The organism is Methanosarcina mangrovi (assembly GCF_052057765.1).
Taxonomy (GTDB): Archaea; Halobacteriota; Methanosarcinia; order Methanosarcinales; family Methanosarcinaceae; genus Methanosarcina.
In genome coordinates, this window is sequence record NZ_CP195120.1 from 2,175,363 (window position 1) to 2,200,603 (window position 25,241).

The 25,241-nt window shown below is 43.9% G+C and carries 23 protein-coding genes; 11 read left to right on the top strand and 12 right to left on the bottom strand.

Annotated features, from left to right (window positions below; all coding sequences use genetic code 11):
* Positions 1-21 precede the first annotated feature (21 nt).
* Positions 22-2,205, top strand: coding sequence for a CHASE4 domain-containing protein (locus tag ACSAZL_RS09830; protein ID WP_440948492.1), 2,184 nt, complete (start codon positions 22-24; stop codon positions 2,203-2,205).
* A gap of 40 nt (positions 2,206-2,245) precedes the next feature.
* Here the strand turns inward: ACSAZL_RS09830 and ACSAZL_RS09835 are convergent, their stop codons facing one another.
* From ACSAZL_RS09835 to ACSAZL_RS09845, 3 genes are all read right to left on the bottom strand, one after another.
* A complete protein-coding gene (locus ACSAZL_RS09835; RefSeq protein WP_440948493.1) occupies positions 2,246-3,289 on the bottom strand; it encodes an AI-2E family transporter in 1,044 nt (347 codons plus the stop codon).
* A 569-nt stretch (positions 3,290-3,858) separates the two neighbouring features.
* Positions 3,859-4,968 (bottom strand): DNA polymerase IV, encoded by a 1,110-nt coding sequence (dinB, locus tag ACSAZL_RS09840; RefSeq protein WP_440948829.1) that lies wholly within the window; start codon positions 4,966-4,968, stop codon positions 3,859-3,861.
* Between the two features lie 202 nt (positions 4,969-5,170).
* A complete protein-coding gene (locus ACSAZL_RS09845; RefSeq protein ID WP_440948494.1) occupies positions 5,171-5,791 on the bottom strand; it encodes a hypothetical protein in 621 nt (206 codons plus the stop codon).
* Between the two features lie 429 nt (positions 5,792-6,220).
* On the opposite strand from ACSAZL_RS09845, the gene ACSAZL_RS09850 reads away from it, so the two are divergent.
* The 3 genes from ACSAZL_RS09850 (at position 6,221) to ACSAZL_RS09860 (ending at position 8,350) form a co-directional block, all read left to right on the top strand.
* Positions 6,221-6,610, top strand: coding sequence for a hypothetical protein (locus ACSAZL_RS09850; protein WP_440948495.1), 390 nt, complete (start codon positions 6,221-6,223; stop codon positions 6,608-6,610).
* 152 nt (positions 6,611-6,762) lie between these two features.
* Positions 6,763-7,902: a PQQ-dependent sugar dehydrogenase gene (locus ACSAZL_RS09855; protein WP_440948496.1), complete on the top strand. Its 1,140-nt coding sequence runs from the start codon at positions 6,763-6,765 to the stop codon at positions 7,900-7,902.
* 163 nt (positions 7,903-8,065) lie between these two features.
* On the top strand, positions 8,066-8,350 hold the full coding sequence (locus ACSAZL_RS09860; protein WP_440948497.1) for a ferritin family protein: 285 nt from the start codon (positions 8,066-8,068) through the stop codon (positions 8,348-8,350).
* A gap of 132 nt (positions 8,351-8,482) precedes the next feature.
* Here ACSAZL_RS09860 and ACSAZL_RS09865 read toward each other — a convergent pair whose 3' ends face one another.
* The 3 genes from ACSAZL_RS09865 to ACSAZL_RS09875 form a co-directional block, all read right to left on the bottom strand.
* Entirely contained in the window at positions 8,483-8,920 is a 438-nt protein-coding gene (locus ACSAZL_RS09865; protein ID WP_440948498.1) for a CoA-binding protein, read from the bottom strand.
* A 299-nt stretch (positions 8,921-9,219) separates the two neighbouring features.
* Entirely contained in the window at positions 9,220-9,420 is a 201-nt protein-coding gene (locus tag ACSAZL_RS09870) for a hypothetical protein (protein WP_440948499.1), read from the bottom strand.
* A 629-nt stretch (positions 9,421-10,049) separates the two neighbouring features.
* Complete coding sequence (locus tag ACSAZL_RS09875) at positions 10,050-10,358, bottom strand: hypothetical protein (protein WP_440948500.1); 309 nt, start codon at positions 10,356-10,358, stop codon at positions 10,050-10,052.
* 181 nt (positions 10,359-10,539) lie between these two features.
* Between ACSAZL_RS09875 and ACSAZL_RS09880 the strand changes: the two genes are divergently transcribed.
* Positions 10,540-11,442 carry a winged helix-turn-helix domain-containing protein gene (locus ACSAZL_RS09880; protein ID WP_440948501.1) on the top strand — a complete coding sequence of 301 codons (903 nt, stop codon included), beginning with the start codon at positions 10,540-10,542 and terminating at the stop codon, positions 11,440-11,442.
* A 157-nt stretch (positions 11,443-11,599) separates the two neighbouring features.
* On the opposite strand, the gene ACSAZL_RS09885 is transcribed toward ACSAZL_RS09880, so the two are convergent.
* Positions 11,600-11,830: a ferredoxin gene (locus ACSAZL_RS09885; protein WP_440948502.1), complete on the bottom strand. Its 231-nt coding sequence runs from the start codon at positions 11,828-11,830 to the stop codon at positions 11,600-11,602.
* 382 nt (positions 11,831-12,212) lie between these two features.
* Here ACSAZL_RS09885 and ACSAZL_RS09890 point away from each other — a divergent pair, with 382 nt between their 5' ends.
* The 4 genes from ACSAZL_RS09890 (at position 12,213) to ACSAZL_RS09905 (ending at position 16,146) form a co-directional block, all read left to right on the top strand.
* Complete coding sequence (locus ACSAZL_RS09890) at positions 12,213-14,174, top strand: PAS domain S-box protein (RefSeq protein ID WP_440948503.1); 1,962 nt, start codon at positions 12,213-12,215, stop codon at positions 14,172-14,174.
* A gap of 376 nt (positions 14,175-14,550) precedes the next feature.
* Positions 14,551-14,712 (top strand): hypothetical protein, encoded by a 162-nt coding sequence (locus tag ACSAZL_RS09895; RefSeq protein WP_440948504.1) that lies wholly within the window; start codon positions 14,551-14,553, stop codon positions 14,710-14,712.
* Between the two features lie 263 nt (positions 14,713-14,975).
* Positions 14,976-15,341, top strand: a complete 366-nt coding sequence (locus ACSAZL_RS09900; RefSeq protein WP_440948505.1) for a metal-sulfur cluster assembly factor — start codon at positions 14,976-14,978, stop codon at positions 15,339-15,341.
* 181 nt (positions 15,342-15,522) lie between these two features.
* On the top strand, positions 15,523-16,146 hold the full coding sequence (locus tag ACSAZL_RS09905) for a SagB/ThcOx family dehydrogenase (protein WP_440948506.1): 624 nt from the start codon (positions 15,523-15,525) through the stop codon (positions 16,144-16,146).
* Between the two features lie 154 nt (positions 16,147-16,300).
* On the opposite strand, the gene ACSAZL_RS09910 is transcribed toward ACSAZL_RS09905, so the two are convergent.
* Together ACSAZL_RS09910 and ACSAZL_RS09915 are read right to left on the bottom strand one after the other, a co-directional pair.
* Positions 16,301-17,047 carry a histidine phosphatase family protein gene (locus ACSAZL_RS09910; protein WP_440948507.1) on the bottom strand — a complete coding sequence of 249 codons (747 nt, stop codon included), beginning with the start codon at positions 17,045-17,047 and terminating at the stop codon, positions 16,301-16,303.
* Between the two features lie 260 nt (positions 17,048-17,307).
* Positions 17,308-17,955 carry an HD domain-containing protein gene (locus tag ACSAZL_RS09915; RefSeq protein WP_440948508.1) on the bottom strand — a complete coding sequence of 216 codons (648 nt, stop codon included), beginning with the start codon at positions 17,953-17,955 and terminating at the stop codon, positions 17,308-17,310.
* Between the two features lie 575 nt (positions 17,956-18,530).
* Between ACSAZL_RS09915 and ACSAZL_RS09920 the strand changes: the two genes are divergently transcribed.
* Together ACSAZL_RS09920 and ACSAZL_RS09925 are read left to right on the top strand one after the other, a co-directional pair.
* Positions 18,531-20,021, top strand: coding sequence for a DEAD/DEAH box helicase family protein (locus ACSAZL_RS09920; protein WP_440948509.1), 1,491 nt, complete (start codon positions 18,531-18,533; stop codon positions 20,019-20,021).
* The gene (locus tag ACSAZL_RS09925) at positions 19,999-21,795 is read left to right on the top strand and encodes a DUF790 family protein (protein WP_440948510.1); all 1,797 of its coding nucleotides are present in this window, start codon (positions 19,999-20,001) and stop codon (positions 21,793-21,795) included. The genes ACSAZL_RS09920 and ACSAZL_RS09925 overlap by 23 nt, the downstream gene beginning before the upstream one ends.
* Before the next feature lie 615 nt (positions 21,796-22,410).
* On the opposite strand, the gene ACSAZL_RS09930 is transcribed toward ACSAZL_RS09925, so the two are convergent.
* The 3 genes from ACSAZL_RS09930 to ACSAZL_RS09940 all read right to left on the bottom strand — a co-directional run bounded on the left by ACSAZL_RS09930 (position 22,411) and on the right by ACSAZL_RS09940 (position 25,240).
* Entirely contained in the window at positions 22,411-23,301 is an 891-nt protein-coding gene (locus ACSAZL_RS09930; RefSeq protein ID WP_440948511.1) for a thiamine pyrophosphate-dependent enzyme, read from the bottom strand.
* Between the two features lie 793 nt (positions 23,302-24,094).
* The gene (locus ACSAZL_RS09935) at positions 24,095-24,286 is read right to left on the bottom strand and encodes a hypothetical protein (protein ID WP_440948512.1); all 192 of its coding nucleotides are present in this window, start codon (positions 24,284-24,286) and stop codon (positions 24,095-24,097) included.
* Positions 24,287-25,039: 753 nt separating this feature from the next.
* Entirely contained in the window at positions 25,040-25,240 is a 201-nt protein-coding gene (locus tag ACSAZL_RS09940) for a hypothetical protein (protein WP_440948513.1), read from the bottom strand.
* Between the last annotated feature and the right edge of the window lies 1 nt (position 25,241).

Below are 25,241 nucleotides of genomic sequence, written 5' to 3' on the forward strand. Positions count from 1 at the left end.
TGGAATTTTTGAGCGGTAAGTATGAATGTTAGTGATAAAACGCTGATCATAATTTGCCTTATTTTTGCATTCCTGATTGCTGTTTCCGGAGCCGCCTCCAGAACCATCCTGTTATCAGGCTATCTGGACCTTGAAGAGCAGGACATAGGGGAAAAGCTCGAGCTTGTAGAAAGCAATTTCCAGGGTGAGGTTTCAAGGATATCCTCCCTTAACCATGAGTGGGCTTCCTGGGACAAAACCTCCGAGTTTATTGAAAACGGAAACCCGGCATATGTAAATTCTTACCTTACGGATGAGATCTTTTCAAAAGCCGGGATCAACCTCGTTCTTTACGTGAACAATTCAGGGGGAATTGTTTATGAGAAAGTCATAGATCCGGAAACCGGAGAAAAACTTCAAATGCCTTCTGACCTCCAGAAGATAGTCCCCGAGAGAGAGAACCTGCTTGCCCGGCACCCAGGGGATCAGAAAAGCGGGCTGATCCGGACTGAAAACGGCCCCCTTATTATCAGCTCCAGGCCTGTACTTACAAGTACGGATTCCGGGCCCGTCAGGGGAACCCTTATCATGGGCAGGTATGTCGATGAAGCCCTTTTGAATAAGATTTCCGGGATTCAGGGAGTTCAGGTCACACTGGAGAAGATTGTGGATTTTGAACCTGAACCCGCTTCTTACTTTGAAGACCGCTTTCCTTTTCAGAACCCGGAAATAGAGATACACGAACAGCACAGCATAGAGGTAATCGACGAAAAATGGATTTCAGGTTACATCAGCATAAAAGACCTTGAAGAGGAGCCCGGGATTCTCATAAAAGTAAATTCTCCAAGAACTCTTTATACCCAGGGAAAACATAACCTAGTTTTCTTCATAATTATTTTCAGCCTGGCATGCGTAATCGTGGCAATTGCAACAAATTACCTGCTCAAGCGCCTCATTATCTCCAACCTGACAGAAATTGAAAGTTTCGTTACTGACATAGGGGAAGAAAATAATCTTTCAAGGAGGCTTGAAATCAAGGGAGGAGACGAGTTTATCCGGCTTTCCAGGGGAATAAACGGTATGCTTCACGACCTGGAGTTATCCCAGAAGGAGGTTATGCACAGGGAAAGTGAGAAACATGCTCTGCTGAATTCCCTTAGAGAAGTGATAATTTACCTTGACTCCGAGCTCAGAATTGTCTGGACAAACAGCAAGATAAACGAATATTTCGGAGAGGGGGCTGAAGCGATCACAGGCCAAACGCACCACGAACTCTGGGGCGATAAAAGCCCTTTTCTAGCCCCATTTGTTAGAAAAGCTCTGAAAAACGGAAAAACCCAATCTTTTGAGATCAATATAAAAGATAATGACAGATGGAAAGGGGAGACATGGTCCGTGACCATCGGCTCGGTTAGGGACAAAGAAGGAAAGCTCATCGGAGCCATAGAATCGATCCTGGACATTACGGAAGTCAAGAAATCCGAAGAAAAAATGCTCCAGGCAAAAATTCTGGCCGAAAATTCAAACCGAAGCAAAAGCGAGTTCCTGTCTAACATGAGCCATGAGCTCAGGACGCCTCTTAATTCGGTAATAGGTTTTGCCGACCTCCTGAGAGAGGAAAGTTTTGGTCCTCTTAATGAAAAGCAAAAGAAGTTCATAGGCAACATTTCTACAAGCGGAAAACATCTCCTCAGGCTGATAAACGAAATCCTCGATCTCTCGAAAATCGAAGCCGGAAAAATGGAATTCAAATGCACGGAGTTCTCTGTTAAGGAAAAATTTGACGAAATCAGAAACATCCTCTTCCCGGTTTTTTCAAAGAAAAAAATAAGGATTGAGTTTGAAATCGAAGATGGGATCACGACCGTCTATTCCGATGAGGGGAAATTTTTACAGATCCTCTATAACCTGATAAGTAATGCAATCAAATTTACAGAAGAAGGCGGCCTTGTAAAGGTAAATGCCAGAAAGACCGGAGACATGCTCCAGCTCTCCGTTAAAGATACAGGAATCGGAATTGCTGAAGAAGATATTAGAAAAATTTTTCATCCTTTTGTACAGGTGGACTCTTCCTCCACCAGAAAATACGAAGGGACGGGCCTTGGGCTTACTCTGGTGGACCAGATGGTGAAACTCCTGGGAGGGGAGATCCTTGTCTTCAGCCATCCCGGAATAGGCAGCGAATTTATCTGCAGGATTCCCCTGATAAGTTATGACAGGGAATGAATTTCCATGATAAACCAGTTAGAAGTTTAAAGTATTCTGCTCATTCTCTGTCCGAAAGGTATTCTTCCGAAAACATTTTTACGGTAAGGTAAAAATAAGCCAGGAGGAGGGGACCTATGATGATTCCCACAAGTCCGAAAAGGGAGACTCCTATAACGATCCCGAGCAAAGACTGGAAAGGATGAAGTTCTCCTACTTTTTTCTGGATTACAGGCCTGAAGAGGCTGTTGTCTGTCACGGTTATGAAAATTCCTGTCATAAGAATGCCTATTGCTGCTGCATAGTCCTGCTGGAACAGCTGAATGATTATTGCAGGAACCCAGATCATGGGAGTCCCGACCACGGGCAGGAAAGAAAGAATTGCTGCGATAGATCCCCAGAGAAAGGCTCCCTGTACTCCAAAAATAAAAAAAGAGATAGCCAGAATCCCGCCTTCTATCAGAGCAATAGCCCCGCTGGCTATCAGAGTTGTCCAGACAACATTTCTGAACTCCTCCAGGAGAGTAATTGTATTCCGTTTACTGAAAGGGACCGCCACAAAGATTTTTTGCATGAAATCCGAATCTTCCTCCGTTAAAAGATAATAAAATAGGAAATACATTATCAGGAGACCAATGACCTGCTTACTTATGTTCTGTATCGAGCCCAGAATAAGGATACTAAGGTAATTGATGGCCTCAGATGCCAGGTCCACTATCTTTTCCTCCACCTTTTCCTGGAAAACATGATCTGGGAGATCGATTCTTGAGAAAAAACGGTTAACAAACTGGTTCCCGGACTGGATGGAGGCAATAATAGCTTCCCGGTCAAGTAAAAGCTGCTGGATTTCGCTTATAATCAGGTTCAGGAGAAGATAAAAAGGAATCAGGATCAGGAAGATGGAAATTACTATTACCAGGACTGCCACAATTTGTCTGTTAATCCGGGTTCTTTTCAGGAAGAAATAGTAGAGAGGCTTGAAGATTGCATGAAGAATAAAACCTCCAAAAAAATAGTTTATATACGGAAGAACTGCGTAGAGGATAACGGCACTCAGAACAATAATAAGAAGCAAAGCCAGTGCCGTTCGAACGTACCTTTCCATCAGATATTATCTGGTTTTGTATTATAAAATTATATAAGCATAAGAGTTCTTCTCAAGCATAGGCGAATTTTATACTTTCATTAAAAGATGCTGAATTCGGAACTGTTTCCCCTATCCAAAGAATACTTTTCATGACCTGGGGAACCCCATTTAAAATCACAAATAAATATAAGCGCCCCCGCCAGCTTATCTGGCGGTACTTCGCAAAAAGATGAATAAGTGAAAGAGAAATGAAGACCGAAATTCCTTCTTTTCTTTTTTTGCATTTTTGAGAAGACCGTTCTCCCACGTCGAGCGAGACAAAAACGACTCAGTATAGAGAATATGGCTATATGGGTTAATGGCTGTATGGGTTTATGGCTGTGTGGATTTATGGCTGTATGGGTTTATGGCTGTGTGGGTTTATGGCTGTATGGGCTAGAGAAATTGGAATGATTCCACTCGAGTGAACATTACTACTCTAACCTTTAAATTGGTCCTCCTGAGCGAGCGAAGAGAAACTAGGGTGCCGAATCGCAATTCGGGAGGGAAGTCAACCATGTAAAGTTAGACGCCTGAAAGTAGGCCGCTTAAGGAAAATCCGTAATCAGAGTCTGCCTTTCATCCCTTTCTCTGAATTTTGTGACCCCTATCCCCACAAGCCTGAATTTTCGCCTGCCAATAAATTCCGATAAAAGCTGCATGGCTGTCCTTTTTATCACGAAGATATCAGAAGTCCAGATCGGGAGCGTCCTTGAGCGCGTATACGTGGAAAAGTCCTCAAAACGCACTGTAAGGGTTACGGTTTTGAACAGGAAATGGTGTTTCAGGAGAGCTCCGTGTACGCTCTCTATGAGAATATCCAGGGACCCGGAGATTTTCACGGGGTCATTCGTATCCTCTGCAAAGGTTCCATGCCTGCTGATTGATTTTACACCTTCCTTTTCAACGACCTCTTCAAAATCGAGCCCGTTTGCCAGCTGTTTCATCCTGAGCCCCATTTTTCCAAACCTTTCCGAAAGCAGCTGGATATCGCAGTTTGCAAGCTCTTCCACCCTGCTGATTCCCATCTCATTCAGGGTTTCGGTTGTCTTTTCTCCTATTCCCGGGATTTTAGAAACCGCCAGAGGAAAGAGAAACTCCCGGACATCTTCAGGCCTGACAACTGTAAGCCCGTCAGGCTTTTGAAAACCCGAAGCAATTTTTGAAATTAGCTTGTTCGGCCCGACCCCCACAGAGCAGGTGATACCCTGCCGCCTCTGCATCTCATCTTTTATTCTGAGAGCATAGAGGGCAGCTTCTTCAAAATTCCTGATCTCAGGTCCGGGTATGAGATAGGCTTCATCCACACTGACCTGCTGGAACTTATCTGAAAAACCCCGCAAAAGTTCCATCACCTTTGCCGAAACCCCTGCATAGAGTTTCATGTTTACAGGTAAAAATACAGCCCCCGGACAGAGCCTGTAAGCCTGGGAAATAGGCATTGCCGAGTGGATTCCATACTTTCTTGCCTCATAAGAACAGGTGCTTACAACTCCCCTTCCGGACCCTCCTTTAGGGTCAGAACCCACAACTACGGGCAGCCCTTTCAGTTCGGGCTTCTCTCTTACCTCTACAGACGCAAAAAAGCTGTCCATATCGACATGAAAGGTGATTCGCCTTTCGGATGCGTTCGTTTTGGAATTGGGGGCAGGCATCACATAGGAATAAGAATAAAACATGTAAAAAAGGCTTGAGGGAGTAGGGTGAAAGTATTAATACATCCGGTTTAAAAAGTAATCTCAGTAGAATATTCATTGCTCTTTTTCCTATTCAGGATTCCTTCTATTCAACGCTCCTGTTCATGTTCAACGCTCCTGTTCATGTTCAGGATTCCTTTCTCTGTTCAGAGTCCTTTTTTAGTCAGGACTCCTGTTCATCATTGTTAGTCCTGTGCATTGTCGCTTTCGATAAGAAGCAAACTCCTATAGCTGGCATGCAGATATCCCAGTAAAAAATCAGAGGCAACAGCACCCCATCAATGCTTGACCATTTTGAAATCTCTCGGAGGGCGAGAAAAAGGAAAAAAATAGAAAAAATACTGACTGCAAATGAAACTGCAACATATACGTACATGGAACCGTCATGTCCATTTGAGGATAAAAAAAAGAATACGGAGCTAGGGGACAGTAATGCCAGTATAACCAGCCAGAGCGTCTCCACTGTACTTACCGGGGCACCAAGAAAGGATTTTTCATCGGAATAGACCAGAAAATTCGTTATAATGAATAAAAATATGGAAACACATAGGGGAATTGTCAGATACCATCGGGAGAGAGTTTTTCTGGCTTCCAGCAAGAAAAGCAGGGAACCGAAAAGAGAGATAAGGCTCAGTAATTCGATGATGGCAATGAAAAATAAATCGGATGTTATGACCTCCGCTGTTGTGACAGACATGGAGCGGGATATAACGGATACAAAACCCGTGACCCATGTCATCATAAAAACAACTGATGTCAACGCCAGCGCAATTTTCATCCTCATTAACTCATCACCACAAAATGTAAAGTCAGGTGAATATGAACCTTCGGGTAAGTATGAATCGGGCTGTCACAAAGCGATAAATAAAACACTGACAGCCTTCCCTGCTGGCTCCAATGCGACAGCCCCTTCATACAGAGTGCTGCGGCTCCCTTTCCGTCGTATGAAATGGACATCCTTACCTTAGATGGGAATATTAAATATAACTTCCTATCAGCCCCTTTTGAAAAAGCATTTCTGTATTAATAGTGAATTATAATATGGGATAATATGGGTGTTAAGCTGAATCTTTTATTTTTAACCTGAATAAGGGGGGATTTTATTCAAGCAGAACAGGACAGTCAAATAGCCGGAAACGAGATCATAGGACAGCATTTTCCTGAAATTACATCCAGGTCACTTGCAGGTAGGGTTGTTACCCTTCCGGATGCCGTGAAAGGAAAAGTAGCACTTGTCTGTATCGCTTTTATTCGAAGTGCGCAGAGCATGGTTGATTCCTGGGCTCACCCTTTTGAGCAGGAGTTCGGAAAAGACAGCAGGTTCGTAGTCTACGAAGTCCCTATGATAAATACCGGCTGGAAAGTCCTCTCCTGGATGATTGATGCCGGGATGAGAGGAGGGATACCTGTGGAGAAACACGATAGTGTAGTCACCCTTTATGGGGACTATTCCGGTTACCAGGAAGCCCTGGGAATGGAAAATACGAACCTTGCCCACGTTTTTTTACTGGACCCCGAGGGTGTCGTTCGCTGGAAAGGGGAAGGATACGCCAGCCCGGAGACTGAAAAAGAACTTCTCAACGCTGCAATGAATCTTAAATGATATGAATCCCAAATGATACGAATCTCAAATGGTATGGATCTCAAATATTATGAATCCCAAATATTATAAATCCCAAATATTATAAATCCCAAATATTATGAATCAATATGAATCCCGGATGATAACGGATTTCAGGTAAAATGGGAGGAAAAATGAAGGGAATAAAGATAATACTAGGTTTTTTTGCTCTTGTTGTCCTTATTTTTGCAGCTTATGCCGTCCTGAGAACCGTGCCGCTCGATAACTGCGGGGAAAACGAGGTAGGGATTGGCTGTATCGAGCTTCCGCCCGGTTTTTCCATTGATTATTATGCCGAAAATGTTGAAGACGCAAGGTCCATGGCCCTCAGCCCGAACGGAACCCTTTTTGTGGGAAGCCGGAGCGCCGGAAAGGTCTATGCCCTTCCTGACCGGAACGGGGACAATAAAGCCGATGAAGTAATCGTGCTTGCCGAGGGCCTGAATATGCCAAACGGGGTGGCGTTCAGGAGCGGCTCCCTGTATGTGGCTGAAGTTTCCAGGGTGATCCGCTATGATGACATCGAAGCGAGGCTTGAAAATCCTCCCGAGCCGGTTGTGGTCAATGCTGATTTCCCTTCCAACCGCGCACACGGCTGGAAATATATCAAATTCGGGCCCGATGGAAAGCTGTACGTGCCTGTGGGGATGCCGTGCAATATTTGCGAACAGGAAGACGAACGCTACGGGACGATCATGCGGATGGAACCTGACGGGAGCCAGCTCGAAATCTTTGCAAGCGGCATAAGGAATTCTGTCGGCTTTGCCTGGAACCCCGAAACCGAAGAATTGTGGTTTACCGACAACGGCAGGGACTGGCTCGGGGACGACCTTCCCCCTGACGAACTCAACAGGGCGCCCGAGCCCGGAATGAACTTCGGCTTCCCCTACTGCCACGCAGGCGACATCCCTGACCCGGAATTCGGTGACCTCCGGAACTGCTCCGAGTTTACCCCGCCTGAACAGAAACTGGGCCCGCACGTGGCTGCCCTCGGGATGACCTTTTACACAGGTACGATGTTCCCCGAAGAATACAGAAATCAGATCTTTATTGCCGAACACGGCTCCTGGAACAGGAAAATTCCTATCGGTTACCGGGTTACCCTCGTCAGGCTGGAAAACGGAACTCCTGTAAGCTATGAACCCTTTGCCGACGGCTGGCTCCAGGGCCTTGCAGCCTGGGGGAGGCCTGTGGACGTCCTTGTAATGCCTGACGGAGCTCTGCTCGTGTCGGATGATAAAAATAATGCAATCTACAGGATCAGTTACGGCTGATCCTGATACCCTGCAAATACACCGAAGAAGTAAAGACGGAGTTAAGGTAAATTAATAAGACAGTTGATAAATAAAAAGGTTGATGAGGAAGTTAAAAAATTTATTGAGTTGGTAAAAATATTTATAATTAGATCTCCATATATAGTAAGCAGGGGTGAATAAATTGTTATCAAAAATTCCTATAGACCTTGCAAGTATATCTGAAGACGATATCGATAAGGAAATTCTCAGAGCCGGGATTATTGCCGAGCTTGATGCCGTAAACCTTTACGAGCAGATGGCTGCTCTTACCAAAAATAAGGATATAAGGACAATCCTCCTAGACATTGCAAAGGAAGAAAAAACCCATATCGGGGAGTTTCAGACGCTTTTACTCCGCTTCGATACCCAGCAAAAAGAGGAACTCGAAGCAGGAGCCGAAGAAGTAGAGGAAGAGCTGTCCAAATAAACAGCCCGGACAAATCTTCTGATTTATAATTTTTGAACTTTTCCGGATGAATTTTGGGATTCCGGGAAATTTTTTGCTTTAATTTTTGTTAGTAAAGTGTTTGCTTTTATTGTCGGGTTTGATCAGTCTTTTTTAATAATTCCCCGTCATCTTTGCAATCGTCCTGTGCACCCCGTGTATACTCAACCCGCTTCCGAGGTACATCATCGGGCAGCGGCCTGCCAGGTATTCGAGTTCTTCGTCCATGCAGGCGCCGAGGGCTTTTTCGGTTTCGGTTTTCCAGTGGATCCAGACTTTTTTGGCACCTTTTTCTTTCAGGACGGGGATCAGGTCTCCGGGTTCGGATTTTGTTATGCCGATGATGGCACGGTCGAGGCCGGTCGGGAGTTCGGAAACATTTTTCAGGGAGCTGGAGTCGGGTTTATCGGAGAGGTCAACGACATAGACTTTTTTGCCCTGCTTTTTGAGTTCCGAGGCGGTCCATTTCATGGCTGGCTTTGTATTGTCGGTAATCACTGCAAAAGTGTTTGCGTCCCAGAAGTTAATCCAATCTGAGGCTGTTGGTTCCATACAAAATTCCCCCTTGAATCATAATTTAAGATTGATAGTTTCAAAATTTATAGTTTTATAATTTTATTTATATTTTATATATCGTCCAGGCAATAAATGTGTTGTAAATTCAGCTTATCCGGCAGGCTTATATGGCAGATTTGTTTTGGAAACGGTTTAAAGGATACAGGACAGCATAAAAAATAGCAACGAAACCCGTAAAAACTCTAATTATAACGTTTCAAAGCTGAAAAATAAAACATAAAGGAGAAAATGAAGGAACAGCAGAACTCTGGTAGGAATCCTGCTTACTCATTCATTTACTGGCCCTGAAGCTTCTGCCCGGCAGCCATAAGGGCACCACCGAGAGACTTTGCGATCTCGCAGTTCTGGTTGCACTTACAGGCGCAGGTGCAGTACTTGGGGCTGTTTTCCATCAGCCACTGGCCAAGGAAGCCGAAGGCTTTGAGCTGTTCTTCATTTGCAGTCTGTACGAAGTTGTTAAGGTCTTCTAACTCCACGAATTATCACCATACAGTGAATAAGAGTACAGATTTATATACCTGAGCGTCATAATTATGTACATACCCTTTTTTTGTATAGAAATATGACCTTAAAAATTTAAAAAAGAGGACATTTGTGATATATTTACCTATGTTTTAACCTTATTTTCCAGACTTTTTTTCCAGACTTTTTTCCGGATTTTTTTTTATTTCTTTCAAACCCTTTTCAAGGAATTTTTCACGACATTCCTGAATATTTTGGGGGATATGCGAAAGATAAGGTGAACAAATTCAGAGGCTGAGAAAGGTTTCTGGGAGCAGGAAAGGACCTTTCCAGGAATTCTGGGGCCGAAAAAATCTGAGTCAGATTGCAGGACGTATTGAAAATATGGGCGTAATATATAAATAGTAAAAATAATAATTTTTATTATAAAAAAGCGGGTCAATATAGAAAAATATTGATAAGTGGGCAAACCTAAAAATATTAGGACTTGATGCCTGAAGGGTAAATGGCAGTTTATCCACCAGGCTGCACAAGCCCTATGCGAATAAAGTAGGTATACACTTGCCGTATGTTGTGGTGTGTAGGAATTAAAAACGGCTAAAAATCAGTCTCACTACAGCAGATTTGGGGGTTGTGTATCTACTTAATCCGTACCAAGACGCTGGCTCGCAAACCGTAAGGCTCCGTAGAAAGCTTCTGTGTGTTCGCACTCGCAGGAATCGGAGTTGCAGAACCGGATACCGTAGTGTTGCATCCACTGATCGAGGTAGCTGAAGGCTTCAAGCTGTTCATCACTCGCGTTCAAAACAAAAGCGGTAATGGGGTGCGTGTAGTCGTCAGTGTCGACAAAACTTGGCATTACGCATTCTTCTTCCTGTGTAGACTGTACTTTTTCGTATACCGAGGGGCGACAAAACCGCCTCCATGCGGCGTGATATTCATCTATATTCATATATCGATGCCTCCATATATTATAAAATATATAGTTTTCATATTTTAAAAATGTGCAGAATACATATATATTTAAGCGTCATGATTATGTACAAATAGCGCGCAGTACAGAAAAATGACCCTTGAATGAGAAAGTACAAAATAAAAAAGAAGAAGTTTACGAAAAAGTTAAAACATTTTCAATGCAAAATATAGCACAGGAAGTACCTGACATGAACTCCGAACCCCTTACAGAAAGCAAGAACCTGGGCGGAAAAAATAGCCAGTCAACAAGCAGGGAACCCATAGGTCCACTTGAAAGTGTCCCTGACTATTTTTTGAAATATGATGTTGAGAGTAATTACTTCGAAGAACTGCATTCCATAAAAGAAGAAGTTACCTCCCTCCGGAACGAATTTTCCCGATTCCTCCAGCGGGCAAACCAGCAGCATATCGAGGGCATGCTTGAGGAGATGCGGAAAAGTTTCATGAAACCCATGGTTGATTACCTCTGCGAGGACGCAAATGATCGGATGAGCAACCAGATGACGCGGGACTGCGGGATGAGGGAATTCTGTGAAACTGCGTTTAAAGATATATTACAGGAAACAGCAGGACTTGTTGGAAAAGGGAGGGTCAATGCCGAGACTGTAAAAATGTACAGGGACAGGATTGAGGAATTCAAGAAAGAAGCAAAAAAACCTCAATGCAGCAGGTGCTTCTCAGAAGCCAGCAACCTTTTTGAAAAACAGGTAAACCTTATGCGCTCCCTTCAGATCTATGAAGACAGAGAAGAAGAGGACGAAAAAGGTGATATCAGTGCAATCGAGCCTGACAGGATAGTCTCTGAGGTCTGCGAGCCTGTAGCAAATAAACAGAGGCTTTTGATGCTGAAAGCCCTTTCAGGGGAAAGTAAGACCTTCTCCGAACTTTCGAAACTCACCGGGCTTCGCGGCGGAAACCTGCTCTTCCACCTGCAGAAACTGCTCGACACAGGCATGGTTTTACAGCGAAACGAGCGCGGGGACTACATCATCACAAGAAAAGGGTATTCCACCCTCCAGGGGCTCTCCAGAATCTATTCCGAAATCGGACTGATCGAATAAAGAAAGGTAAAAGATAGGACAAAAAAATAGGACAAAAGATGCGTAAAACCTGTGCATAAGAATTGTGGAAAAACTGCGGGTAACCAGAGAAACTGCTTAAACTAAAACCGGCAAATTGAAAAAATTAATTAAGTAGGCCAAAATAAAAAAAGCCATTTTAGCCGTCATTGCCGATTGCATCAACCGGACATGCTTCCAGTGCCTCTTCACAGGCTTCCTTTTCCGCATCATTCTCAGGCTGCTTATATACATAAGCATTAGAGTCATCATCATTCATTTTGAAGTTCTCTGGTGACGTATCCACACACAGGTGGCACGCGATACATTCATAGTCACAATAATAAGGTCCTGGAACATTTTCAGAAACTTTATCTGCTTTATCAGCCATACTTCACTCCCCTATTGTGTTTAGTTCACAATAAGAGTAATTAAGATGATTTTTATATATAATTTCACATTCAAAACCTCCGTTCAAAATCCCGTTTTGTCCCTCATTCAATCATTTTCTGGAGGTCAATAAATTGCTCTTCCGGTTGAATTGGCCTTAAATATCATTTCCCTGTGACAAAAAAGAACAGTTTTATTTAATAGGCATCATTATTATAAAAAGTAAATAGAAAATATAACTTCCAGCCGGTATAATTCTCAGCCAGTATTAATTTCAACAGGGGATCAACATTACGGAAAAAAGCCTTCAGAACAAATTCACGGGTAAGGGGCTTCCTGAAAAGGAGCTGCCTGACTTTTTTGAGTCAAAAGACGAGCTGAAAATGTTCCTGGGGAGCATTCCGCAGGTTATTTTCATAAGGAAAGCCGAGGCTGGCTTTCCGGTAGAGTTTACTTCTGCAAACGTTTCCGGGTTCGGATATGAACCTGCCGACTTCAGGGCAGGAAAAATACTGTATGCTGATATCATCCATCCCGAGGATCTCGAAGCTTTCAATTTCGGGGTTATAAGCAACTCCGAGCGAGGGATTACTGACTATACCCTGGAATACAGGATTCTTACAAAAAATGGAGAGGTTCGCCGGGTTGAGGACAGGACGCTCATCCAGTACGGGAAAAACGGCAGGATAAGCCGCTACATCGGGATTGTTTCGGACATTAACATCCGCAGAGAGCTTGCAGAAAAGCTTGAGCAGGAGAAGCAGAAGTTCAGCTCTCTGCTTAACGCAAGCCGCAGTCTTATAATTATCATGGACAGGCAGGGAAAATTCCTGGAAACAAACGAAAAGGCATGTGAAAGCCTCGGGTACGGCAAGGAAGAACTTCTCAAGCTTTCTCCCGGAAACATTGATACCAGGTATGGAAATCAGTTTTCCAGGCAGGTCAAAAAGATATACCAGAAAGGGAAGATCGTCTTTGAGACCAGCTACCTGAAAAAAGATGGCACTCTTATCCCGGTGGAAGTTGAAGCTCAAGTAATGGATTATGAGGGCAGAAGCACGGTCCTTACGGTTGCAAGCGATATCAGCGAGCAGAAACAAATTAAAAGGGATCTTTTAAGCTCCCTCAAAGTGAATAAAGTCCTGGAATTAATCGTAAGCAGCAGCCCTATAGTTGTTTTTTTGAGCAGTCCCAGGGAAAAGAGACCTGTGGAATTCATAACTGAAAACGTAATCCTTTTCGGATATCCTGCAGGGACTTTCACCTCAGGGGAACTGGCATATGAGGATATTATTCATCCCCTTGATATTGAAAAAGTCAGGGATAACCTGTTCAGGAACTATAAAGAAGGCAAAAACAACTTTTTCCAGGAGTACAGGATTCTCACAGCTTCCGGAGAAGTCCGCTGGGTGAACGAGCAGACGTTTATCCATTCCGATGAAAAAGGGGATGTCGAATATCTGTACGGGACCGTTATCGACGTTACTGAAAAAAAGCAGAGTTCGGACTTCCTGCGCATCCGCCGCGATACGGGCACTGCCCTGGCATCCACCGATGAGCTGCAGGAAATCTTGAGGCGGCTCCTTGACCTGGCGCTTGAGGCCGGACCCCTGGACTCAGGCTGCATCTATCTAATGGACGAGGCAAGCGGCGAGCTGAAATTAAAGACCTGCAGAGGGCTGTCCCCTGCTTTTGTAAAAGCGGCTTCAGGTTTTGGAAAAGCCCAGGGGCTTACAAACCTGTTCAGGATAGGAAAACCTGTCTACAGGCAGTTTTTTGAGCTTAAAAATATGGCTTCTCTTGAGATACCCCCTGAAGAAAAACTCAGGGCAGCGGCTTTCATTCCCGTATTCTCAGGGGGAAGTTTAGTGGCAGTCATGCAGCTCAGTTCCCACAAAGCGGATGAGATTTCCGAAAGCTCCAGAAAACAGCTTGAAACCATTGCCCTTGAACTCGGAAACGAGATATCCAGAATAAGAGAAAAAGCAGAACTCCAGCAGATCAGCAGTGATTTTCAGGGGCTATTTAAAAGCATAAAGGACTTCCTTTTCATAGTGGATCAGGAAGGCTGCATCGTCCACTCCAATCCTGCCTTCCGCAAATGCCTCTCTTATACCGAAAAGGAACTCATGGGAAAGAATATCCTTTCCTTCCATCCCCAGAACCGGGTCCTTGAAGCCGCAAAAAACTTTTCTGAAATTCTTGACGGAAAAACATCCCTGTACAGCGTGCCCTTTGTTACCAGGAAAGGAACCGAGATTTTTGCTGAAACCAGATTCAGCAAAGGTTCGTGGAGAGGACAGGAAATCCTGATCGCGCTCTCACGGCCCAGGCTTGAGGAATAAGAAGGGACGAAAAGAAACTAAAGAAACTAAAGAAATTATTCGATAAGAATAGACAGCAATTTTGAATCTTCTTTTCCGATCAGATCACAAAAGAGAGAAAAATCCGCCAAATCCTTTTTCAAGCAGATGTCAACAGATAGAAGTAATTTCAATTTAAAAAAACTAATATATAGGTTTATCCCCTGCAACAATCAGACCACATTCTGGGGATACAGCCAGAAGATTACGAAAATTTGGATAAACTCAAAAAAAGATTTAAGTTAATAAGTAGTTCGGCTGAGAGGATTTGGAGCTTCCTTATTTTCCTGATATATAAGTCTGCCGAAATTATTCTGTTCGGAGAGGGTTAAAACCACGAGAAATATATTATAAGCTGGTGAGCTACAGATCAAAAGACAGCTCACACCAGTACTTTGGTTCCAACAATGTGAACCCTGATAGGGCACATATCAGCACTCACGCGAATAGACCCAAACAGACCGAAAAAAAGTACCGCAACGTCTGGAACCAGAAACTGCACATGACAGGGCCGGGATAAAAGCCCAAAAATACTATCTACCACCATATCTACCACATCTACAATATCTACAATATCTACCATATCTACCACACCAAATCCGGCCCTGGTGTGCAGCTGAGATAATTCGAAAACTCCTTTTTTAACATCCCGGTTTCCGAGAAAGCCTGCTTTTCAATGAACCCTTCATCGGGAAGTCCTCTTTTGAACAATTTCATTGCTGGAAGTATACGTTGAAACCGGAAAATAACCCATTCAGAAGTTTTCGGGAAATATATTTAATTTTGTCCACCATTTTATTTAGTAAGGAACATAAAATTGCTGCAGATCTACGCTTTGAGGGGGATGGTACTATCGTTACTAAAGAAGAAGTTATTGAGGTTCTGAAGAGCTGCTACGACCCCGAAATTCCGATCAATATTATTGATCTCGGACTTGTTTACGGTATAGAGATAAAAGAAGATCGGGTACACATAAAAATGACACTGACCTCACGTGGCTGTCCCATGGGAGAGCTTATTGCTGAAAACGTAAAGCGAAAGGTCGAAGCGATCAAAGGGGTAAAAGAAGCCGAAGTAGAGCTTGTCTGGGACCCTCCCTGGACCCCGGACAGAATTTCGGAAGATATAATGAAGAAGATAACAAAATAAAATGTCAGGAACTGAAACATGGCGAAGTAAAATATTAAAAACTGAAACTTCACAAAATAAAAAATTAGGAACAAAGTAATAAGAACCTGAAATGCCAGGAACAAAAATAATAAGAACCGAAGCACCAGAAACAAAAGCTATAAGAAATAAAAATTTTGCATCAAAATTTGGGGGGACAAATATGGGAAATCAGAATCTTAGTGACCTGCCAATGAAGGTAAAACTGCCCGAGCCGGATGCCGGAAGTAGAAGCCACATAGAGGAACTTATTGCAAAACGGAGATCCGTACGGGAATACGCTGACAGAGAACTTTCCGAATCACTCATTTCTCGTTTCCTCTGGGCAACCCAGGGGACCAGTTCAAAAGAAGGGTTAAGAACGGCACCTTCAGCAGGCGCACTTTACCCGCTTGAGGTTCATATCGTAATCGGAGAGGGTAGCGGGCTTGAACCCGGTATCTACAGATACGTTACGGAAGAACATTCCCTTATCCAGGAAATCCCTGGCGATATGAGGAAAAAGCTCTCGGAAGCCGCTCTTTCTCAGAGCATGATCATAAACGCCCCTGTTTCGCTTGTTATCTCTGTAATCTACCCGCGCATAACAAGCAAATACGGAAAAAGGGGCCTAAGATACGCACATATGGAAGCCGGGCATGCAGCCCAGAACGTGTATCTGCTCGGGGTCGAACTGGGAATAGGGACCTGTACAGTGGGGGCTTTTGAAGATGAGGAGGTAAAAAAAGTCCTCAAAATGCCCGCAAATGAAGACCCTCTTTATATCATGCCCATGGGCTACATCTAACCCGTCCTCCATGCTTTTTTGGCCGGAGGCAACAGCAACAGTAAACCAGATAGCAGCAAATTAGCAAAGACAATCAGCAAAGGCAAATCAGCAAAAGTGAACGAGCAGAGGTAAACTGATTAGAGGCAAATCCGGACGGGCCCGAGAAAAGAACTCAGAGATTCCTTTTCACTGACAGGTCCATTTCCGCATTTTCCCGGACCAGCATGCCCCTGGAAAACGTGTAGATCACGGGCCTTGCATTGGCCAGCCTGATTTTGCGGATGCCTTCATTGGAAATCCCTTCAATATGTTTTATCAGCGCCCGCAAACTATTCTGGTGAGCGCAGACAATTACATTTTTTCCGGCCTGAATGACAGGAAGGATCTCCTTTTCAAAATAGGGGACCGCACGTCCGTAGATGTCCTTGAGGCTTTCCCCTCCGGGAGGCCCTTCGTCATAGCTCCGGCACCAGTGAAGGATCTGTTCTTCCCCGTATTTCTCTTTCATTCTGTCCTTTTTCTTGCCCTGCAGTATCCCGTAATAGCGTTCATTTAAGGCGTCGCTGGAATAGATAGGGATCAGGTTCTTTTCGGTTTTGGTGGGATATGAATACCGATTTTCTTTTTTATCCGATCCGGCTTCATCTCCGCTTTCGGTCCTGTCCTCTCCTGTACCGGCTTCTTCATGGACAAAGACCCCTATCTTCTTCTGTTTCGAAAGGATAAGAAAGAGAGTTTCCTGTGCCCGAATCAGTTTTGAAGTGAAAGCAAGGTCCAGATTAATTTCCTCAAGTTCGGCAGCACAGAGCAGGGCTTCTCCTATCCCTTTTCCGGTCAGCGGGACATCCACCCAGCCTCCGAACCTGCCGTCAACGTTCCAGCCGGATTCCCCGTGTCGTACAAGTATCAGGTAACTCATTCAGATCTTCCGATTCCAAGACTTAATGCTTGTTTTTTAAAAGGTGGCTTTAAAGTACGTTTTGAATATGGTCTATTCGGTGAGTAAACATGATTCGGTGAGTAAAGTATGTTTTGAACAGGTTTTTCAGTGAGGATTTAAAGTATAGCTTCAAGGTATGGATTATAAAGTATAGTTTAAAGTAGAAACCTTAAGGTATTGCTTTAAAGCAGGACTTAAAAATAAAGTTTTTCTGATTTAAATCTTCGTGATTTAAACCTTCATGATTTTTTCGATCGCGGCTTGAACTCAAGTTCCGTATCATAGAGCAGAGACCAGAGGTCCCCCTTTTTGTACATCCTTTCCGCATCTATTTCGGCCCCCTGCCCTATTATTTCGAACCTGACCTTACGACCTTTAAATGTAGCTTTCCCTATCCTGCTTTCCATCCGGCTGTAGTCAAGGGCATCGGCAAGCCGGATAAGGGCAGTTACTTTCAGGGTGAGATCCTGAAGATCTTCAGGCATTTTCCCGAAAGCTTTTCCCTTAAGTTTCTCAACCTTCTCTTTTCCAGCTCTCTTTTTATGCAGGAAAGCCGTCCAGGCAACAACCGGCCACAGCCTTTCAGGCAATTCGGCAGGAGGGTGCCGAAGCAGGATATCCCTTCCTGCCCTGTGATGGTTCTCAAAGTCAGTAACCACCCCGGTATCATGCACAAGGGCAGCCGTTTCCACAAGTGTCCGGAACTCGGGGCCCAGCCCGTGGACAGGAGCGAGGGTTTCAAAAAGTTCGAGTGCGTTCCGGGCTACGTTATCGGCATGGCTGCGTTCAATTCCGTATTTATGGAAAAGGTCTTCAAGTGGCATGGGTTCGGGCAGGGAATCATCCCCGGAACCGCTATTCCTCACAGGTCTGATATTAGAGCTCATCCAAAAATTCCCTTCTTATTATTTCTTTCCTACTATTGAAAATCGACCTGAACTTATTTCTCAGTTTCCCGAATTGCGCCTCGGGACAGAAAAATCTATGATTTTTCTTGTAGTTGCGATGTAATCGCAACAGTACGCTGTCCTTTTCACTCGCTTCGCTCGCTCAAGAGGACTACTTGATGGATTTTATAATTGGTTTCGTTCGAGCAGACTATTTTATGTATTAGAATAAGGGGCTTCGCTCAAGAGAATTAATTCATAGATCTCTCTGCCCCATACAACCATATTCACCATACAACCATATTCACTATACTGTGTCGTTTTTACCACGCTCAACGCAGGTGAACGGTCTGTCCCGAAAATAGAAGAAGAAAAAAGAGAAACGACAATTGTGACACTGGTTTGCAGATTATTTATTCTTACCTGAAGGACCGGTCCAGCGCGGCGCAGAGAGTGAATACCGAAAAATTTTCACCTCTATTGGAGACAATAAAAAATTACACAGGTAACAAACTCCAGCCTGAGCCTGCTGATAACTGAATTGTTATATATCATGTCCGGGCTCTTAGTAAACAATGATCAAAATCAGCTTCAAGCAGGGAACTATTCTCATAGAGGGCAATGTAAGGGTCCCGAACTCCGTATGGGATGAAAGGAGCGGAATTTTCAGGGCTCCTGCATTGTATTACAGGGATACTGTCAACTATCTGAAAAAGTCCGGGGTCGATTTTGAAGATGCTGTACTTGACCTGCTTCCCTGTCCGGACCTTGCAGCAGCTTATGAGGCTTCGGGAAAGAAATTGAAATTGCGGGATTATCAGGCAGAAGCTCTTATCTCATGGGGAGAAAATGAGAAATGGGGAGTCCTTGTCCTGCCGACAGGCAGCGGAAAAACCCTTGTTGGAATCAGGGCAATTGCCGGGTGCAATACCCCTGCCCTTGTGGTTGTTCCGACCCTTGACCTGCTTGAACAATGGAAAAAACAGCTTGAAGAAGCCTTTACCATGGAAATAGGAAAACTTGGGGGAGGTGAGAAGAAAATTCTTCCCATAACCGTTTCCACATATGACTCTGCCTATATCCACGCCGAAACCCTGGGAAACAGGTTCGGCCTCCTTATTTTTGACGAAGTACATCACCTGCCTGCAGCCGGGTACAGGAGCATTGCCGAGTTCTCCGCAGCTCCCTGCAGGCTAGGGCTTACAGCCACATATGAAAGGGAAGACGGGCTGCATACGGAACTGAACCGGCTCCTGGGGGGAAAGGTCTACGAGAAAAAGGTCTCGGAACTTGCAGGCAGGCACCTTGCCCCTTATACGATAAAACGGATTACTGTGGCGCTCACGGCCGAAGAACAAAAAGAATACGACAGGCACTATTCCATGTTCCTCGATTATCTCCGAAAAACCGGGATGGTGATGAGAGGTTCGCAGGACTTCCGGAAACTGGTTATGAAAAGCGGAAGAGACCCTGAAGCCAGAAAAGCCCTCCTTGCAAGAAACGCAGCAAGAGACCTTGCCTTCAACAGCGATTCAAAAATAGAGAAACTGAGGGAGATCCTGAAACAGCACAGAGAAGACAGAGTGTTTATATTTACGGAACACAACCGGCTTGTGCACCGGATTTCTCATACATTCCTCATTCCTGCTATCACCTACAGAACCCCGGCAAAAGAAAGGAACTCCGTTCTTGAGAAGTTCAGGACAGGCAGCTACAGGGCTGTAGTCACCTCAAAAGTGCTTGACGAGGGAATTGACGTCCCTGAAGCAAACGTTGGAATCATCGTAAGCGGAACCGGAAGCAAAAGGGCTTACGTCCAGCGCCTAGGCAGGATCCTGAGGAAAAAAGAAGGAAAAGAAGCCGTGCTCTACGAGATCATAGCTGAGGAAACGACCGAAACCGGAACTGCAAGAAGGAGAAAAGAAGCTCTCTCCTCCGGAAAAAGCCCTGGAAAAAAGATAGAAAAGGAAAAGCAGGGGATCGAAAAAAGAAATCCGGAAGGTAAAGAAAAGACCGAAATTTCGAGAAAGAAAAGCCCGGGAAGTGATTATTCTGCTCACCTCTGACCTGCTTGTAACCCGCATTTCAAGGGGAAAAATAAAGCCGGAATATGCAGCCTTTGATTCCGAAAACCTGGAATTTGCAGAGCTCCTTATAGAGACTTTCGAGCAGCATGTGGGAAAAACATACGGAGACCTGCTGGCCGAACTTGAAGGGTATGAAGAGATGAATTACCGCTTTATACGGGGGCTTTCCCAGCTCCTCGGCAGACGGGCTGTGATCGAGACCTCTTCGGCTGTTGATCCTTCAGTAGCCAGGGAAGCAGTTTATGAAGCCTGCGGCGGGATGGCGCTTTCTCCTGCCGAGAGAAAAGAGGCGCTTCAAAAAGCCGCGAAAAATCTCTTGATTTCAGTCCCTGAACTGGAAAAATCTCTCTGGGCTGACCTTGAAGAAAACCAGGTCCTTAAAGAGTTCAACCCCCTTTCCCCTGCAGAACTCATCAGGCAGTATAACATTTCCCTGACCCAGACCCTCCTTTTCCGCGCTGTTGACCTGGATATCTGGATAACGGGAGATTTCCAGAAAGTTCTCTGGAAGATCCTCAGGTCAGGGCTTATGTATTCCCTGGAAGACGCTGAAGAGGAAACAGGCAAAAAAGAAGAAACTGAGGAGCTAAAGGCTGTCCACCTCCGGCTCGAAGGGCCAGCTTCCCTTTTCCGGATGTCGGAAAGGTACGGGAATTCCTTTGCAAAACTTTTTCCAACTCTCCTGCGAACAAAAGGCTGGAGCCTGAAAGCAGGCATTCTCCACAAAGGTTACCAGGGGAAGCGAATCCTTGAGTTTACCCTTGACAGCTCGGAAGAAGCTTTTAAACCTTCATCCGAAGCAAGCCGATATTCGGAAGCCCTTTATTCGGGACTCCAACTTGAGGAAGCACGGGAAAGATATAAAGCAGGGGAAAAAGGCGGAATCGGAGGAGAAGGTGGAATCGGAGAAGAAGGTGAAATCGGATTTGCGGAAGAGGAAGCCGAGATTCAGGAAATAGCCGCCGAAGAAGCAACCTATGACAGCACACTTGAACGGGTATTCGGTGGCCTCAGTTTAGGAAACTGGAAGGCAAAAAGGGAACCCACAATTCTCAAAGCCGGAAAACATGCTTTTGTCCCGGACTTCTCTCTGCAAAGGAATAGTTTGAAGGTATATCTGGAAATTGTAGGCTTCTGGACTCCGGAATACCTTGAAAAGAAAGTTGAGAAACTCAAAGAAGTGAAGGAACCCCTTATTCTCCTGATTGACAGAAAACTGAAATGTTCCGAAAAAGATTTCCCCGCCCAGGAAGTAATTTTTTTTGACAAAAAAATCCCGGCAAACGAAGTCATGAAAGTACTTCGAAAATACGAGGAAAAGAAACTTCGTGAAGAGAAATCAGTACTGCAGGAGATGGAAATTCCGCTTTCCGGGGAACTGATAAGCCTCGATGAAATCGCATCTGAAAAAGGAGTCCTGCTCGATGCTTTAAAAGAAGTGATTGCGGCCAGGCTTAAAATGCCTGGAGAAGTGGAAGGAACCGGAATATTCGAGGAAGTCGGAGAACTGGACAAGTACAGGGATTATGTACTCCTCGAAAACTTTGTAATCCTCAAACAACTGCTTGAGAAAATAGATAAGGAGCTTGAAAAACCCGGGGTTGTGGAGACATATGCGGATGCGGTAAAAGTCTTTGAAGGCTTCGGGCTTGACAGCAGCCTCTATTATCCCGTGCTGGAAGAACTCGGGTATAGGGTTAGCTGGGCAGGGTTGAGTGAAGAGGACGCTAAAGTCAAGAAAGTTAAGCAATGACTGGACTCTAAATCACAGATATCGCTGGATCGTACAACCTTACTCTCTTTATCGCGTCGTTTTCCCGCTCAATGCAGGAGAGCAGTCTTTACCAAAAAGACGGGAAAGAAGGAGAAACGAGAGAAAAAGAAAGAGAAAAAGAGAAGAAAAAGTGTAAAAGCCAAAAAATAAAAGCTTGTGAGGATGCTTGCGGGTAAGAACGAGAATCAAGAAGATTAAACCGGTAGAAATTCCGGTCTTATTTCTCTTTCATTTCTTCTGCTTTTTCTTTTGTGGAGGGCTGCCAGACAAGCCGGCGAAGGCTCTAGTATTTCCCTGTGAATTGAAAAGTATTTTCGGAGTAAATGAAAGTATTCTCTCGGCCCCGGGAACATTTTCTTCAATCTGTTGTTCTTTTAATTGCTATCCGGCTTTTGGATCACTTTTTATCTGGCTAATGGCTGACCCAGCCTTATTCCGGCGCAGGGAGAGATGAAACGAAGATTCCTTCCCGATTCCGGAATAGAGCAGACAGTTAATCAAAGACCACCTAAAATAAAATTTAGATAAAATAAAATTTAGATAAAATAAAATTTAGATAAAATAAAATTAAAATTAAAATTCAAGCCCTGAGTTTTACTGAAGTCCGTAGTATTCTATATTCCAGTCCGCCATGGCCTGGATCTTCTTAATTTCTTCTTCGCCGCCTTCCATGGTAAAAAGGTGTCTGAATCTTTTTTGAGCTCTCAGGTACTCTTCAACAGGTCTTGGATTTTTGATCTTTCTGACCTGCGTTATTTGCCCGTTTTCTATCTCATACAAAGGCCAGAGGCAGGTTTCGACGGCAAGCCTGGCAACTTCCAGAGTTTTGGAGGTATCAAAACCCCAGCCTGTAGTACAGGGGGCATGGGCATGGACGTAAGTAGGGCCCACGATTTCGGTGGCTTTTTTGACTTTACGTATCATATCTCTCGGGTAGCCGATTGTGGTCGTAGCTACGTAAGGAGAACCGTGAGCTACCATGATGGCAGGCATGTTCTTTTTTGGAAGCGGGTTCCCGAAGGAGAATTTTCCGGGAGGGCTTGTTGTGGTAGAAGCATCAAAAGGAGTTCCGCTACTGCGCTGGACTCCGGTGTTCATGTAGGCTTCGTTGTCCATACAAATATAAGTAAAGTCATGACCCCGTTCAAAAGCACCCGAGATAGACCGAATCCCTATATCCATTGTAGCGCCATCGCCTGCGATAGCTATGACCTTGATATCATTCTTTTTGCCAAGGGCTTTTAAACCGGCTTCAACCCCTGAAGCCACTGCACCTCCGTTTTCAAAAAGGGAATGGATCCAGGGGACCTGCCAGGCAGATTTCGGGTAAGGCGTGGACGTGACTTCCAGACAACCGGTCGGGTTAACGATAATACAGTTAGGACCCGCTCCCATAAGTGCAAATTTTGCGGCAAAAATATCACAGCAACCCGGGCAGGCACTGTGCCCGGATGTAATATAGGTTTTCGGTGCGGTTTTACTCATAGCAATTCCTCCTCTAAATCCAGGTAGCTGTTAACCATGATTCAGGACGCTGCAGCTTTCTTGTTTCCTATTAGCCATTCAACCTGTTTTCTCAGCAACCATTCAATGGTCTATAAAACGGTCAACAAAACGGTCAATAAAGCGGTCAATAAAGTGGTCGCCAGCATCAATCAATTAATCGATCATCAGGAAAACTGCTGTTGATCGAACTGATTTGAGTTATTCGACCCTGCAATCCTGTCAGATTTACAATTCTATCAGATCTCCCGGATGCCATCTCCAGGTACCTGACATTTTTCCCCACCATGTATATCATTTCCATTCTTATATAATATTGACTGGATACTATGGAAACCTCAGAAGCATCGGGAACAACACAAAAAGATAAACTGATTCGTGTACAAAACATCGACATGATACGAGAAAGTGAAAAATAATCCGGCCATCTTCATGGTTAAGACCATGCAATCTCTGTGGTTAAGACCATGCAATTCCAGCTCTAATTCCAGCTTTTACCATATCCAGACTGCAGGTGAAAGGCATCAACCGTAGTGATGGTGATAAAAACGATCAACAGTTAGAAAAAAGCAATTCTTTCGCAGATTAAAGGAACAGGAAGAAAAGCCGGCTTGGATCCACTTAATTCATTATGCCGTTCATGCCCTTAAGATAAAGGCATTTTTGACCCCGGACATCGAGATAACTAAAATTATTTGAAAGTATTCCGACTCTCTTCATGAAAACTCTACTCATTTGTCTACTGTAATTAAATAAGCTTCAGACTAAATAAGCTTCAGACCTCAATTCCGTCCATTTTTACGATGAAGTTTACCTCAACTTTGGAAACGTTAAGGTTGGATTCAAGGTCCGCCTCGTATTCGGCAAGTAAGCTCTTAATGACAGTTTCCAAAGAATGTTTTAAATCGGTGACGGTTTCATCCATCAAGATTGTTTTTTCAGCTTCAGTCAGGTTCGAAAGAGCCATCAAACACCACTCCCTAAAATTTATTTTTGTATTGATTTCAACTTTTTCTTAATCCCGCATTTTTCTTAATCCCACTACAATTTTGTAATCCCGACACTTTTTCTTTAATCTTAACACTGTTTTTCAATTTTAACACTGTTTTTTAATTACTCAGGTCTTAATTCAAACCCTGTTTCTTCGTGGATTCGCTCGGAAATGCAAAGATTTCTTCAATTCACGAAGAAACAGGGATTAAGTGACCTGTATCCTCTTACCCTTCCCACATTATCCAGTGCTTGCCGTGAAAACTGCATTATCAATTGAAATTTTCTTTCTAATTAAAATGACATTGCCCCCAGCAACCGCGGGTTTGCTGCTATCCAATGGTATTATGTTTTACCAATAGTATAATCGTTATAATTGTATAAATACTTATTCTGTATAAAAAAGAGATCAAAAGACTTAATTTAAGATAAAATGAGCAAAATAGTTAAATACAATTAATTTTCTGAAATTTAAATTCTAGTAAAAAATATGAGTTAGTAGACAGTTTTACTATTTTAAAAAAATGTTAATAAAAAGTGGAAAAAAGTTGCGAGAAAACTTAACAAATTTTCACATTTAAAGCAAAAAAGTTTACAATGAAAAGACTACAGATGTAAATTTAAAAAAGATATAAATTTAAGAAATAAATATCCGAATTTCAGAATATTGCTCGGTGAGTTTTCAGGTCAATATTTCCAGATACTCTCTCCGCCCAGCTATTTAAACAGGTCAGTTTTTCATGTTTCCGCATACAACAATTTCGACTGGCAGCCCCCAGCTGCTAATCTCGGCTGCATCCAGGATACGAAAACCGGCTTCTCCCAGCATTTCCCTGACAAAAATGGGCCTGCAGTCAACATAGTTCGGAAATTTTCTGTAAGCCCATTCGTAGAGTTTCAGCACTGGAATGGGGTCATGTTTCTGTTTCATG

Bases quoted from the DNA above. Each gene is read 5' to 3' on its own strand.
- ACSAZL_RS09930 (WP_440948511.1), bottom strand. From the start codon at position 23,301: ATGAGTAAAACCGCACCGAAAACCTATATTACATCCGGGCACAGTGCC.
- ACSAZL_RS09910 (WP_440948507.1), bottom strand. From the start codon at position 17,047: ATGAGTTACCTGATACTTGTACGACACGGGGAATCCGGCTGGAACGTT.
- ACSAZL_RS09875 (WP_440948500.1), bottom strand. From the start codon at position 10,358: ATGAATATAGATGAATATCACGCCGCATGGAGGCGGTTTTGTCGCCCC.
- ACSAZL_RS09890 (WP_440948503.1), top strand. From the start codon at position 12,213: ATGTTCCTGGGGAGCATTCCGCAGGTTATTTTCATAAGGAAAGCCGAG.
- ACSAZL_RS09885 (WP_440948502.1), bottom strand. From the start codon at position 11,830: ATGGCTGATAAAGCAGATAAAGTTTCTGAAAATGTTCCAGGACCTTAT.
- ACSAZL_RS09855 (WP_440948496.1), top strand. From the start codon at position 6,763: ATGAAGGGAATAAAGATAATACTAGGTTTTTTTGCTCTTGTTGTCCTT.
- ACSAZL_RS09905 (WP_440948506.1), top strand. From the start codon at position 15,523: ATGGGAAATCAGAATCTTAGTGACCTGCCAATGAAGGTAAAACTGCCC.
- ACSAZL_RS09865 (WP_440948498.1), bottom strand. From the start codon at position 8,920: ATGGAACCAACAGCCTCAGATTGGATTAACTTCTGGGACGCAAACACT.
- ACSAZL_RS09845 (WP_440948494.1), bottom strand. From the start codon at position 5,791: ATGAGGATGAAAATTGCGCTGGCGTTGACATCAGTTGTTTTTATGATG.
- ACSAZL_RS09830 (WP_440948492.1), top strand. From the start codon at position 22: ATGAATGTTAGTGATAAAACGCTGATCATAATTTGCCTTATTTTTGCA.
- ACSAZL_RS09920 (WP_440948509.1), top strand. From the start codon at position 18,531: ATGATCAAAATCAGCTTCAAGCAGGGAACTATTCTCATAGAGGGCAAT.
- ACSAZL_RS09940 (WP_440948513.1), bottom strand. From the start codon at position 25,240: ATGAAACAGAAACATGACCCCATTCCAGTGCTGAAACTCTACGAATGG.
- ACSAZL_RS09935 (WP_440948512.1), bottom strand. From the start codon at position 24,286: ATGGCTCTTTCGAACCTGACTGAAGCTGAAAAAACAATCTTGATGGAT.
- ACSAZL_RS09835 (WP_440948493.1), bottom strand. From the start codon at position 3,289: ATGGAAAGGTACGTTCGAACGGCACTGGCTTTGCTTCTTATTATTGTT.
- ACSAZL_RS09915 (WP_440948508.1), bottom strand. From the start codon at position 17,955: ATGAGCTCTAATATCAGACCTGTGAGGAATAGCGGTTCCGGGGATGAT.
- ACSAZL_RS09880 (WP_440948501.1), top strand. From the start codon at position 10,540: ATGCAAAATATAGCACAGGAAGTACCTGACATGAACTCCGAACCCCTT.